Origin of the sequence: Kocuria sp. CPCC 205258 (assembly GCF_040981005.1) — a bacterium.
Taxonomy (GTDB): Bacteria; Actinomycetota; Actinomycetes; order Actinomycetales; family Micrococcaceae; genus Kocuria; species Kocuria rosea.
Genome location: NZ_JAVKPS010000002.1, coordinates 83,761 through 95,927, shown reverse-complemented (window position 1 = coordinate 95,927; position 12,167 = coordinate 83,761). Strand labels below are relative to the sequence as shown.

General features: G+C 72.9%; 12 protein-coding genes. 8 read left to right on the top strand and 4 right to left on the bottom strand.

Annotated elements, in window-relative coordinates:
* The first annotated feature begins 46 nt into the window (after window positions 1-46).
* The 3 genes from RF644_RS03690 (at window position 47) to RF644_RS03680 (ending at window position 2,066) form a co-directional block, all read left to right on the top strand.
* Window positions 47-691, top strand: coding sequence for a maleylpyruvate isomerase family mycothiol-dependent enzyme (locus RF644_RS03690; RefSeq protein ID WP_368795434.1), 645 nt, complete (start codon window positions 47-49; stop codon window positions 689-691).
* Window positions 692-883: 192 nt separating this feature from the next.
* Window positions 884-1,522: an HD domain-containing protein gene (locus RF644_RS03685; RefSeq protein ID WP_368795433.1), complete on the top strand. Its 639-nt coding sequence runs from the start codon at window positions 884-886 to the stop codon at window positions 1,520-1,522.
* 133 nt (window positions 1,523-1,655) lie between these two features.
* Window positions 1,656-2,066, top strand: coding sequence for a VOC family protein (locus RF644_RS03680; RefSeq protein WP_368795432.1), 411 nt, complete (start codon window positions 1,656-1,658; stop codon window positions 2,064-2,066).
* Window positions 2,067-2,236: 170 nt separating this feature from the next.
* Here RF644_RS03680 and RF644_RS03675 read toward each other — a convergent pair whose 3' ends face one another.
* Window positions 2,237-3,304, bottom strand: coding sequence for a GAF domain-containing protein (locus RF644_RS03675; RefSeq protein ID WP_368795431.1), 1,068 nt, complete (start codon window positions 3,302-3,304; stop codon window positions 2,237-2,239).
* A gap of 197 nt (window positions 3,305-3,501) precedes the next feature.
* On the opposite strand from RF644_RS03675, the gene RF644_RS03670 reads away from it, so the two are divergent.
* Window positions 3,502-5,310 (top strand): flavin-containing monooxygenase, encoded by a 1,809-nt coding sequence (locus RF644_RS03670; RefSeq protein ID WP_368795430.1) that lies wholly within the window; start codon window positions 3,502-3,504, stop codon window positions 5,308-5,310.
* Between the two features lie 87 nt (window positions 5,311-5,397).
* On the opposite strand, the gene RF644_RS03665 is transcribed toward RF644_RS03670, so the two are convergent.
* Both RF644_RS03665 and RF644_RS03660 read right to left on the bottom strand, forming a co-directional pair.
* Entirely contained in the window at window positions 5,398-6,198 is an 801-nt protein-coding gene (locus RF644_RS03665) for a hypothetical protein (RefSeq protein WP_368795429.1), read from the bottom strand.
* Window positions 6,199-6,269: 71 nt separating this feature from the next.
* On the bottom strand, window positions 6,270-6,833 hold the full coding sequence (locus RF644_RS03660) for a GIY-YIG nuclease family protein (protein ID WP_368795428.1): 564 nt from the start codon (window positions 6,831-6,833) through the stop codon (window positions 6,270-6,272).
* A gap of 171 nt (window positions 6,834-7,004) precedes the next feature.
* On the opposite strand from RF644_RS03660, the gene RF644_RS03655 reads away from it, so the two are divergent.
* Together RF644_RS03655 and RF644_RS03650 are read left to right on the top strand one after the other, a co-directional pair.
* Window positions 7,005-7,367 carry a PadR family transcriptional regulator gene (locus RF644_RS03655; protein WP_095650174.1) on the top strand — a complete coding sequence of 121 codons (363 nt, stop codon included), beginning with the start codon at window positions 7,005-7,007 and terminating at the stop codon, window positions 7,365-7,367.
* Complete coding sequence (locus RF644_RS03650) at window positions 7,358-8,716, top strand: permease prefix domain 1-containing protein (protein ID WP_368795427.1); 1,359 nt, start codon at window positions 7,358-7,360, stop codon at window positions 8,714-8,716. The genes RF644_RS03655 and RF644_RS03650 overlap by 10 nt, the downstream gene beginning before the upstream one ends.
* A gap of 376 nt (window positions 8,717-9,092) precedes the next feature.
* Here the strand turns inward: RF644_RS03650 and RF644_RS03645 are convergent, their stop codons facing one another.
* Window positions 9,093-10,094, bottom strand: coding sequence for a LacI family DNA-binding transcriptional regulator (locus tag RF644_RS03645; RefSeq protein WP_035923595.1), 1,002 nt, complete (start codon window positions 10,092-10,094; stop codon window positions 9,093-9,095).
* Between the two features lie 185 nt (window positions 10,095-10,279).
* On the opposite strand from RF644_RS03645, the gene RF644_RS03640 reads away from it, so the two are divergent.
* Window positions 10,280-11,248: an asparaginase gene (locus RF644_RS03640; protein WP_035923592.1), complete on the top strand. Its 969-nt coding sequence runs from the start codon at window positions 10,280-10,282 to the stop codon at window positions 11,246-11,248.
* A 25-nt stretch (window positions 11,249-11,273) separates the two neighbouring features.
* Window positions 11,274-12,161, top strand: a complete 888-nt coding sequence (locus tag RF644_RS03635; RefSeq protein WP_368795426.1) for a polysaccharide deacetylase — start codon at window positions 11,274-11,276, stop codon at window positions 12,159-12,161.
* Window positions 12,162-12,167: the final 6 nt, after the last annotated feature.

Genomic DNA, 12,167 nt, shown 5'->3' with positions numbered 1-12,167 from the left:
GGACACCGAAGGCCCCGGCACCCCGGCGTGTGCTTCGATGGGGCTCATGGAGCCGAGCAACCGGAACGACCTGTGGGCTGCCATCCACGCCGAGCGCGCGCGCCTGGCCGAGGACCTGGCCGGCCTGGACGACGCGCAGTGGGCGGCGCCGTCCCTGTGCTGGCGGTGGACCGTGGAGGACGTCGTCGCGCACCTGACCGCGGCCGCGAGCATCGGCCGGCTCCGCTGGCTCCGGAGCGTGCTGGGCGCCCGCTTCGACTTCGACCTGCACAACCAGCGCCGCCTCGAGGAGCACCGGGGCGCCACCCCGGCCGAGACGCTCCAGCGGTTCCGGGCCGCGGCCGGCAGCACCGTGGCGCCTTCCAAGGACACCGCGGCGTGGCTGGGGGAGGTCGTGGTCCACGGCCAGGACGTCCGCCGCCCGCTGGGCCTGCCGCGCACGCCGCCGGTCGGGACCGTGACCGCGGTGGCACGGTTCTACGTGGGCAAGGACTTCGCGGTGCCCAGCCGCAGCGCCGCCCAGGGCCTCCACCTGGTGGCCACGGACGGCCCGTTCGAGTCCGGCGCCGGGCCCCTGGTCAGCGGGACCACGCTGGCGATCGTCATGGCGCTGGCCGGCCGAGCGGCGTACTGCGACGAGCTGACCGGCGAGGGCATCTCGATCCTGCGGTCCCGCTGCTCGCCTGCCTGAGCGCGTTTCCCCGAGCGGGGGACACCCGCGGTGCCCATGGGGCGCGGGGTGGAGCCGTCCGGAATGTCCGGATCTGTGGGACGGTCGTCCGGCCGGACGCTGGGCATTGCGCCACCGGTGGGAGAGAGTGAGGAGAGGACCGGCCGCGTGCCGGTCCGGCACGACACCATTCACCCGAGCAGAGGAGACACCTTGGCCGAGACCATCGCCGGCATCACCGTTCCGGACTCCGCCCTCGTCCGCGAGACCACCGAGCTGGTCCGGCGGGCCGCCGACGAGAGCCTGTTCAACCACTCCCGCCGGGTCTTCCTCTTCGGCATGCTCAAGTCCGCCGCGCGCGGAATCGAGGTGGACCCGGAGCTCGCCTACGTGGGGGCGATGTTCCACGACCTCGGCCTCACCGACGAGTACCGCACCCAGGACCAGCGCTTCGAGATCGACGGCGCCGCGGCGGCGCAGGCGTTCCTGCGCGACCACGGCCGCTCCGCGGAGGAGGCGCGCAACGTGTGGCTGGCGATCGCCCTGCACACCACCCCGGCCATCCCGCTGCACCTGGAGCCCGAGGTCGCCGTGGTCACCCTGGGCGTCGAGACCGACGTGCTGGGCCTGGACCTGGACCAGATCGCCGAGGAGCACCGCGCCGAGGTCGTCGCCGCGCATCCCCGGCCGGACTTCAAGAACAAGATCCTCCGCGCGTTCTACGACGGCATGGCCGACCGGCCCGAGACCACCTTCGGCACCATGAACGACGACGTGCTCGCCCACTTCGACCCCGACTTCCACCGGGAGGACTTCGTGCGCATCATCCAGGAGAACGCCTGGCCCGAGTGAGCACCGCGGGGTCTCCGCAGCCCGGCGGGGACCCCGGGGCCTGCGGGCCCGCAAAGGGGCGGTCACACCGTTGTGCCGTCCGCGGGCCGGGGGGAGCATGGAGTCCCGGCCCGCCGAAGCTCCAGGAGTTCCCGTGGCGTACAAGTTCTTCCCCCACATCCCCGTCGCCGACCTCGAGCGCTCGCGGTCCTTCTACCAGGCCCTGGGCTGGCGGACGGCTCCCGGCATGGCCGAGGGGCGCAGCCTGATCCTGGATCTCGGGGAGGACTTCGGGGTCACGCTCGTCGAGCGGCGGTTCATGCAGCAGGCGATCGGCGAGGACCAGGAGCTCGCCGACCCCCGTCGCACGGTGAGCGGCAGCTTCGCCCTGCTCGTCGACATCCCCGAGGAGGTCGACGCCCTGGTCGAGCGGGCGGTTGCCGCCGGCGCCACCGCGGGGCACCGCAAGGATGACAGCTACACGAGCCACCGGGTGTTCGCGGACCCGGACGGCCACCGGTGGAACATCGTGTGGGCGGACCCGATCGTGACGACCCGGGAGTGAGGCCCGCTCCGGACGACGAGCCCGGACGCACCGCGGACGGAGGGCTGGGGCCGGAGCCCCGCCCGATGCGAGATTCACCGGATTCACCGACGTTCACAGGGGTCGTGAACGGTGCGGGGGAGCGCCGGCATCCGGCCGGTCCGCCCAGCGCCGTCGTGCCCCCTCCCGGCTCATCCGCGCCGGTAGGCGTGGCCCATCTCGGTGTGGGACCAGCGGGTCTCGATCCGGGCGTCGCCGCTGCGCCGCACGGCCTCGGCGGTCTCCCGGTCCAGCTCGGAGCGCCACTCCTCGATGGTGAGCAGGTCCGAGGAGCGCAGCAGCGGATGCCGGTAGATGTTCAGGGCCCGGGTCACCTCGCCCTGCTCCAGGGCGGTCCGCAGCTGCAGGACGTCGCTGGTGACGGCGGCCGGGTCGGCGAAGCGGTAGGGGCCGGTGGTGATCACCGCCCCCAGCCGGCGGCGGACCCGGTGGATCTCCGTGCGGACCGTGCCGGGGGTGCCGTGCTCGCCGTAGAGCTCGTAGGCCATCTCCTCGGCGCTCCACCCGCGCTCGCGCAGGCTGAGCAGCGCGAGGATCTCCGCCGAGCGCGTCGGCAGGGGGAACCAGTCCCCGCCGCCCACCCGGGCCGCGGCCGGCTCGGCGAGCAGGCGCAGCTCCAGGGGAGGCGTGCCGGTCGTGCCGGCGGGGTGTCGTGAGTCCGTCCGGGCGGCGAGCAGCGTCTCGACGACGCGCGCGGCCGAGCGGACCAGGGCCCTGGTGTCCGGGGTGGCGGTGCCCCGCGGCCCGGACAGGTCGATGACGCCGAGCACCTCCCCGCTGCCCGGGTGGCGCACCGGGGCGGACGTGCAGTCCCACGCGCTGTGGGACCGGGCGAAGTGCTCCGTGCCCCGCAGCTCCTCCGCGGTCCCGCTGCGCAGCGCCTGGGCGATCGCGTTGGTGCCCACGCCGTGCTCGTCCCAGCCGGCGCCCTCGACGAAGCCGAGCCCGTCGGCGCGTTCCAGCGGCGAACGTCCCCCGCGCCGCCACAGCACGGTGCCGTCGGGGCCCGTGAGGACGGCGACCCGGGCCTCGGCGGCGTCACGGACGACGCCCAGGAGGTCGGCGACGACGTCGACGTGCGCCCCCAGCGGGGAGAGCGCGCGCAGCTGCTCGACCTCGTGGTCCGGGAGCACCTCCCGCGGGCCGTCCAGGTCGCGGGACATGCCCCGGGCGGCGCACCGCTCCCACGCCGAACGCACCCGGTCCGGTGTCCTCGCCGATCCGCAGCTGTCCACAGCGCGCTCCTCCGTTCTCTGCGCCTGTCCTGACGTCACCGGGTCCGTCACGGCGTCCGTCCTGATGCAACGCCGGGGAAACCCCCTCGGCCCCACAGTGGTGACACGCATCACATCGGACCCTATGCCACTGGGTGTCCGGCGTACACCGAGGAGGAACCATGACCACGATCGACACCGGCGTGGGAGCCGGCACGGACACCGCCCGCTCCTGGCTGGCCGCCTTGGAGGACGCCCTCGCGGCCGGCAACGCGGACGCGGCGGCGGATCTGTTCGCGGAGGAGAGCTTCTGGCGCGACTTCCTGGCGTTCACCTGGAACCTGAAGACGCTGGAGGGCCGTGAGCAGATCTGCCGGATGCTCGCACAGACCCTGCCGCACGTCCGGCCCTCCGGGTGGGAGGTCGAGGGCGAGCCCACCGAGGCGGACGGGGTGACGGAGTGCTGGGTGCGCTTCGAGACTTCCGCCGGCTCCGGGTGGGGCTACCTGCGGCTGCGCGACGGGAAGGCGTGGACCCTGCTGACCACGCTGCAGGACCTGCGCGGCTTCGAGGAGCAGAAGGGTTCGCGCCGGGACCGCGGGGTGGTCCACGAGATCACCCGCGAGCGCACCACCTGGCTGGAGCGGCGCCGGGCGCGGGAGGAGGCCCTCGGCAGGACGGAGCAGCCGTACTGCCTCGTCGTCGGCGGCGGTCAGGGCGGGATCGGCCTGGCCGCCAGGCTGCAGCGCCTCGGCATCCCCACGATCGTGGTGGACAAGCACGAGAAGGCCGGGGACGCCTGGCGCAACCGCTACAAGTCCCTGCACCTGCACGACCCGGTCTGGTACGACCACATGCCCTACCTGCCGTTCCCGGACGACTGGCCGGTGTTCCCCGCCAAGGACAAGGTCGCCGACTGGCTGATGCACTACGCCGACATCATGGAGCTCAACTACTGGGCGAGGACCGAGTGCCGGTCGGCCGAGTGGGACGAGCAGTCCGGGACCTGGACTGTCGCAGTCGACCGCGACGGCGAGGAGGTCGTGCTGCACCCCACCCAGCTGGTCTTCGCGCTGGGCGTCTCCGGGTACCCGAGAATCCCCGACTTCCCGGGCGCCGACGTCTTCCGGGGCGCGCAGCACCACTCCTCCGCGCACGCCGGCGGCGACGACTGGGCGGGCAAGCGGGCCGTGGTGATCGGCTCCAACAACTCCGCCCACGACATCTGCGCGGACCTCTGGGAGCACGGGGCCGAGGTCACCATGGTCCAGCGCTCCTCGACCCACATCTCCCGCAGCGAGTCCCTCATGGACCTCGTCCTGAAGCCGCTCTACTCCGAGGAGGCGCTGGAGGCCGGCATCACCACGGAGAAGGCGGACATGCTCTTCGCGTCCTGGCCGTACCGGGTCCTGCCGGACGTCCAGCGGCCCGCGTTCGAGGCGATGGCCGAGCGGGACCGCGAGTTCTACGACGCGCTCGAGGCGGCCGGCTTCGACCTCGACTTCGGCGAGGACGGCTCCGGGCTGTTCCTGAAGTACCTGCGCCGCGGCTCCGGGTACTACATCGACGTGGGCGCCTCGCAGCTGATCATCGACGGGCGGGTCCAGCTGGCCACCGGCCAGGTCGACCGGCTCACGGAGGACGCGGTGGTGCTCGACGACGGGACCGAGCTGCCGGCCGACCTCGTCGTCCACGCCACCGGCTACGGGTCCATGAACGAGTGGCTCGCGGACCTGATCTCCCCGGAGGTCGCCGACCGGGTGGGCAAGTGCTGGGGCTACGGCTCCGACACCACCCGGGACCCCGGGCCCTGGGAGGGCGAGCTGCGGAACATGTGGAAGCCCACCAACGTGGAGAACCTCTGGATCCACGGCGGGAACCTGCACCAGAGCAGGCACTACTCCAAGTACCTCGCCCTGCAGCTCAAGGCCCGGATGGAGGGCCTGCCCACCCCGGTGTTCGAGCTGGAGGAGTCCCACCACCCCCGGTGATGCCGGCCCGTGAGTGACAGCGGGGCGCCGGAACGGATCGACCGTTCCGGCGCCCCGCCGGGCGGGTCACTCCTCGATCTTCCGGGCCTACTCGTCCCAGGCGGTGCGGGCGTCCCGGCCCGCGGTGGGGTGGTAGGTCTCCCGCAGGGCGCGCAGCGCGGCGGTGCGCTGCTGGGCCAGGGCCTTCGCGGCGGCCCTGGTGGCGGCGTCCTCGCGGGCCTGGGCCCGGGCGGCGGTCACGGCGTCCATGATGAGGTCCACGCCCAGGGCGCCGCCCTCCAGGTAGGCGGTGCGGACCTGCCGGTCCGGGTGGTACAGATACTGGTCGTTGACCTGGCCGAGGGCGGTGTCGAACTCGGCGTCGGTCAGGTCGGAGATCATGGCGACCACCCGGTCCAGGCGGGCGTCCAGCTGGTCGAGCAGGTCGTGCCGCCGGGCGCTGCGGCGCAGGGACCACAGCGCGCGGCCGTGCGTGCGGAGCCGGTCCACGTCCCAGTCCGCCTGCGGCACCACGGACAGGGTGCCCGTGAGGAGCCGGGGGTCCCGGGAGCCCTCCGGCGGGGGCAGGGAGCGGAGGTGCCACGAGATCCAGGCCGTGCGCATGTTGGACGCCCCGGCCGCCCGGGCCTCCTCCACCGACGTCCGCCCGGTCTGCGGGGCGGCGAGCGGCGGCCCGGCGTCGTCGTCCTCGGGCGCGTCCTGCCCGGCGGCGCGGGTCCGGCTCGTGATGAAACCGGCGCTGAGCCAGACCAGCAGGCCGACCAGGGCCAGGCCGAGCAGGGCCACCCCGCCGAGGAGCACGAACCGGAACAGGCCGACGGCGACCACCGCGGCGACCAGGGCCACCACCCAGACGGCGGCTCCGCTGCTGCTCCCGGTGCTGTTCATGACGGCCCCCGAACGACCACGTGCGTGCTGGGCACCCATTCTACCGCCGCGGCCACAGCGGCCCCGGGAGCTCAGGACCGCTGGGGCAGGCCTTCGCGGAAGACCCGCTTGAGCTCGGTCAGCTCCGGGCCGTGCCCGGTGCCCTCGGTGTTGAGCGCCGGCTGGTGCGCGGCGACCCAGTGCTGCTCGAGGGCGTCGACGTCGTCCTTCGTCCCGCACTCCGCCCAGCCGAGGAGCAGGTGCTCCTGCATCCAGGCCGTGAGCCGCTGCTCGTGCGCCTCGTCGAGGACCACACGGCCCCGCCCGTCCACGGCGGCGCCGTCCCGCCAGGACGGGTCCCCGGGCAGGAGGACGGCGAGCAGCGTGCGCCGCAGCGCGGAGGAGCGGGTGCGCCGCAGGTGCTGGCCGGCGATCCGCCGGTGGAGGTCTCGCCGGGCGCGGCCCACGTAGAGCAGCTCGGCCGTCCCCGAGGAGTGGCGGAGCCGCGGCACCGCGGGCAGGTGCAGCCCGGCCGCCTCCGGGGTGGGGGAGCGGGCGGTGTCCAGCCACCAGGCGTAGACGCCGCGGGCGTGGCGGACCTCCGCCTCCGGCGGCGTGCTGAGCGGGAGCGCGGCGAGGCCGGGCTGCGTGCTCACGGATCACCACCTCCTCGGGGCGTTCTCTTCTGCAACTCTGCTTCGACTGTAGGCGCAGGACGCGGCGGTGCCCACCCCGCCCGACTCGCGCCGTCGTTTCCGGCGCCGCGCTTGCCATACCTAGTGCTGCTAGGGTTCAATGCGTAGCACACCTAGGTATCAGGAGGCACAGTGCGCATCGACAAGGACCTGGTCGCCGCCTCGGCCACCCCGCTCGTGCTGGGGATCCTGGCGGACGGCGACCTGTACGGCTACGCGATCCTCAAGCGCGTCAGCGAGCTCTCCGGCGGCTCCATGCAGTGGACCGACGGCATGCTCTACCCGCTGCTGCACCGGCTCGAGCGCCTCGGCCACGTGTCCTCCTCGTGGGGCACGTCCGAGGCCGGGCGCCGCCGCAAGCACTACGCGATCACGGCCTCGGGCCGGGCCGCGCTCGCCGACCGGCAGGAGCAGTGGGCGGTCGTGGCCGACGCGCTGCGGCAGGTGTGGCAGGCCGCGCAGCAGCCGCCCGCCACGACCGAGCGGTGGGCGTGATGGAGCTGCACGCGGAGCAGGAGGCCCAGATCGGGCGGTGGCGCGGCTGGGTCCAGCGCCGCCAGGCGATCTCCCCGGCCGACGTGGACGAGCTCGAGGACCACCTGCGCGAACAGGTCGCGGACCTGCGGGCCACCGGGCTCGACGACGACGAGGCCTTCCTCGTCGCGATCAAGCGCATGGGCAATCTCGACGCCGTCTCGCACGAGTTCGCCCGCGAGCACTCCGAGCGGCTGTGGAAGCAGCTCGTGCTCCTCCCGGAGGACGCCGAGGACGCCGGCGCGCCGCCGTGGCGGGAGCTGGGCGTCGTCCTGGCGCTCGCGGTCGGGGCCGGGCTGGCGGTCAAGGCCGGCACCGCCTGGCTCGGCGACGAGGCGGTGCTGGCCCGCAACCTCGGCCTGCTCGTCCTGCCCTTCCTCGCCGGCTACTTCGCGTGGAAGCGCCGGCTCACCGCGCGCGTGGTGGCGGCGCTGCTCGTCCCGGTCGCGCTGCTGGCGGTGGTGCTCAACGTCTATCCGTTCGTCCCCGGCGGGTCCACCGAGCTGCTCGCCGCCCTGCACGCCCCGGTGGTCCTGTGGCTGCTGGCCGGGATCGCCTACACCGGCGGGAGGTGGCGCTCCGACAGCCGGCGGATGGACTTCGTCCGCTTCACCGGCGAGCTCGTGATCTACTACACGCTCCTGGCCCTGGGCGGGGCGGTGCTGGTCGGGCTCACGTTCGGGGCCCTCCAGGTCCTCGGGATCGACCTGGAGCCGGTGCTGGAGGACTGGATCCTGCCGTTCGCGGTGCCCGGGGCGCTCGTGGTGGCCGCGTGGCTGGTCGAGGCCAAGCAGAACGTCGTCGAGAACATCGCCCCGGTCCTCACCCGGGTGTTCACGCCCCTGACCATCCTGATGCTGCTGTCCCTCCTGGTGGTGCTCACAGCGGCCGGCGGGCTCGTCGACGTCGACCGCGGGCTGCTGATCCTGATGGACGCGATCCTCGTGCTGGTCCTGGCGCTGCTGCTCTACTCGATCTCCGCCCGGGACCCGCTCGAACCGCCCGGCCTCTTCGACGGCCTGCAGCTGGTGCTCGTCGTCGCGGCGCTGGCGGTGGATGCGGTGATGCTGACCGCGATGCTGACCCGGATCGCCGAGTTCGGCTCCAGCCCCAACAAGATCGCCGCGCTCGGCCTGAACCTGCTGCTGCTGGTGCACCTGCTGCGGGCCGCCTGGCTGAGCGCCGGGTGCCTGCGGGGACGCCGGCCGTTCGCGGAGCTCGAGCGCTGGCAGACGCGCTACCTGCCGGTCTACGGCGTGTGGGCCGCGGTCGTGGTGGTGGTCTTCCCGCTGGTCTTCGCCTTCGCCTGACCGGCGGGCTGCCTGGCCGGCGGGCTCCGGGTTCGCACCGCGGAGCGGCTGCTGCGGGCGGAGGGGCCTGCGCGTCCCGGTGGCAGGGGAGTCGCCCCCCGACGACTGACCAGATGGTCCGAGGCCCGCTGCCACCAGGACGGCGGCATCATGATCGTCGTCGTGCCGGCGGCCTTGCGGCCGATCGTCCCGACGAGATCCTCACGCGGCGGTTCAGCCCCCCGGCTGATCACCTGCGTGATGCATCAACACTAACACTGGCCTATTACCTGATCGATTCGCATTCTGTCCACAGTTGCGCCGACTTGCCTCGGGGCTCTACCCCGCACCCGCCGGCGTGCCGGTCCTCCGGTCCTGCGGTGGGGGCGTCCGGTGCTCAGGCGCTCGTGCGCACGACGAGCTCCGGGGGGAGCCGGACGCTCTCCACGTCCCGGCCGTCGAGAACGTCCATCAGCATCTCGAAGCCCTGCCGGCCGATGCTGTGCATGGGGGAGCGCACGGTGGTGAGCCCCACGCTGCCGGCCAGCGGCGTGTCGTTGAACCCGACGAGGGCCATGTCCTCCGGGACCGTGACCCCCTCCCGGGCGAACACGCCGAGCGCACCGATCGCCGCGAAGTCGTTGACCGCGAACACCGCCTCGGGCAGCGGCCCGACGGCCAGGATCCGGGCGGCGGCCACGCTGCCGGCCGGGGCGTCGAAGCCGCCGGGGACCACGCGCTCCGGGTCCACCCCGAGGCCGTGCCCGGCGAGCGCGTCCAGGAAGCCTGCGCAGCGGTCGATCGAGGTCGAGGCCCGCGGATTGCCCGCGATGAGCCCGAAGGTCCTCCGGCCGGACGCGACGAGGTGCTCCGCGACCATCCGTCCACCGGCGTAGTCGTCGCAGGTCACGGACCGGTGCCCCGGGGACCGCCGGCTCACCAGGGTGAAGGCCACGCCGCGCTCGGCGAGCTCGTCCAGGAAAGGGTCCTCGAACAGGGCGTCGCCGAAGATCAGGCCGTCGGCACGGCGGTCCAGCAGCTTCTCCGCCTTGGCGCGGTGGGCCGTGGGGTCGTCCAGGGAGTTGGAGACCACGGTGAAGTAGCCGTGCTCGGAGGCGGCCTCGTCGATGCCCTCGTACATGGTGGCCAGGACGTAGTCCTGCAGGCGGGGCACGACGACCCCGATCATGTGCGACTTGGCCGTGCGCAGCGACGCGGCGTAGGGGTTCTTGCGGTAGCCGCGCTCCTCCGCGAGCGCGAAGATCCGCTCCGTGGTGTCCGGCGCGGCCCACTTGGAGCCGAGGCCCTTGGGGTCGTTGAGCACCCGGGAGACCGTGGAGGGGTTGAGGCCCAGCTCGGCCGCCAGGGCCTTCAGCGTGACCGCCGGTCGTGCGCCCATGTCCACCTCCTCGCGGCTGTTTCCACACAGTAACGGACGTTAAATTCTCGTGAATGTGTTGCGCATCACTCTAGGGGCGCTCTATGGTCGATCCCAACATCGTACGCAATCGATTGCGGCATTCGTTTGCATAGACCGGTGGCGCTCCGGAGGAGCGGGACGACCTTGAGGAAGGGAGGCGGCGCGTGACACACATCCAGCTGCTCGGCACGGGGGGCACCATCGCGTCCCGGGGCGGCGGGTCCACGGGCTCCGTGGCCACGGACACCGCAGCCGACCTGTCCCGGAACCAGTACGGCGAGCTCAGCGTCTCCGCCCGGGACATCCTCACCACGGGCAGCTACCGGCTCACCCTCGGGGAGCTGCGGGCGATCGCCGAGGCGGCCCGGGACGCGCTGGCCGATCCGGCCAACGACGGTGTGGTGGTCACCCACGGGACCGACACCCTGGAGGAGACGGCGTTCCTGCTGGAGCTGGTGCACGGCTCCCCGAAGAGCGTGGTGCTCACCGGCGCCCAGCAGCCGGCCGACAGCCCGGCCCCGGACGGCCCCCGCAACGTCGAGGAGGCGGTGCTGGCCGCCGCCTCGCCCGAGCTGCGGGGCAGCGGCGTGCTGATCTCCTTCGACGGGACGGTCCGCTCCGCCCGCGGCGCCCGGAAGGCGCACACCACCGCGAGCAGTCCCTTCCAGGGCGGCGCCGAGGTGGCGCACATGGCCGGGTCCGGGCTCGTCGTCACTGCCAGGCCCGTCCGCCGGGAGCCGCTGCCGTTGCCGCCGACGGCCTTCGACAGCACCAGGGTCGAGATCATCACGGCCCACACCGGCGCCACCCCCGACCTCTTCGACTTCGCCGTGCGCTCCGGCGCGCAGGCCGTGGTCCTCGCCGGATCGGGCGTCGGCAACGCGGGCCCCGGCTTCGCGGAGTCGGTGGCCCGTGCGGTCGGGGCCGGCTGCGCCGTGGTGCTCAGCACCCGTGCCCCGTGGGGACCCGTCGTCCCGCTCTACGGCAACGGCGGGGGCACCGACCTCGTGGCGGCCGGCGCCGTCCCCTCCGGGGACCTCAATCCGCTCCAGGCGCGCATCCTCGCCGCCCTCCTGATCTCCCTGGGGACCTCGGCCACCGAGTTCCCCAGGGCCTTCACCGCCCACCTCTAGAACACCCACCACCAGAGGAGACATCATGTCCAAGAAGATCTACGTGTCCGTCGGCATCGACGTCGACGCCGTCGGCGGCTGGCTCGGCTCCTACGGCGGCGAGGACTCCCCGGGCGACATCTCCCGCGGCCTCTTCGCCGGCGAGGTCGGCGTGCCGCGGCTGCTCCAGCTCGCCCAGCGCCGCGAGATGCCCGTCACCTGGTTCTGGCCCGGGCACTCCGTGGAGACGTTCCCGAAGGAGTTCGACGCGGTCGTCGCCGCCGGTCACGAGATCGGCGTCCACGGCTACAGCCACGAGAACCCCATCGCGATGACCCGCGAGCAGGAGACCGAGATCCTCGACTACTGCACCGACCTCATCGAGCGGCGCGCCGGGAAGAAGCCCGTCGGCTACGTGGCGCCCTGGTGGGAGTTCTCCGGGGTGACCAACGAGATCCTGCTCGATCGCGGCTTCCTCTACGACCACTCGCTCATGCACGACGACCACACCCCGTACTACGTGCGCGTCGGGGACACCTGGACCAAGATCGACTACGACGCGGCCTCGGCCAAGGAGTGGATGAAGCCGCTGGTGCGCGGCGAGGAGACCGACCTCATCGAGATCCCCGCCTCGTGGTACCTGGACGACCTCCCGCCGATGATGTTCATCAAGTCCAGCCCGAACAGCCACGGCTTCGTGTCCCCGCGGGACATCGAGCAGCTGTGGAAGGACCAGTTCGACTGGGTCTACCGCGAGATGGACTACGCCGTCTTCCCCCTCACGATCCACCCCGACGTCTGCGGCCGCCCGCAGAACCTGCTGATGCTCGAGCGCCTCTTCGACCACATCCAGGGTCACGACGGCGTGGAGTTCGCGTTCATGGAGGACGTCGCCCGCGACTTCGCCGCCCGCAGTCCCCGCACCTCCGCCTGATCCCAC

What these genes read in the sequence shown, in the direction of transcription:
- RF644_RS03690 (WP_368795434.1), top strand. Translation starts at nt 47, where the DNA reads ATGGAGCCGAGCAACCGGAACGACCTGTGGGCTGCCATCCACGCCGAG.
- RF644_RS03670 (WP_368795430.1), top strand. Translation starts at nt 3,502, where the DNA reads ATGACCACGATCGACACCGGCGTGGGAGCCGGCACGGACACCGCCCGC.
- RF644_RS03665 (WP_368795429.1), bottom strand. Translation starts at nt 6,198, where the DNA reads ATGAACAGCACCGGGAGCAGCAGCGGAGCCGCCGTCTGGGTGGTGGCC.
- RF644_RS03645 (WP_035923595.1), bottom strand. Translation starts at nt 10,094, where the DNA reads ATGGGCGCACGACCGGCGGTCACGCTGAAGGCCCTGGCGGCCGAGCTG.
- RF644_RS03635 (WP_368795426.1), top strand. Translation starts at nt 11,274, where the DNA reads ATGTCCAAGAAGATCTACGTGTCCGTCGGCATCGACGTCGACGCCGTC.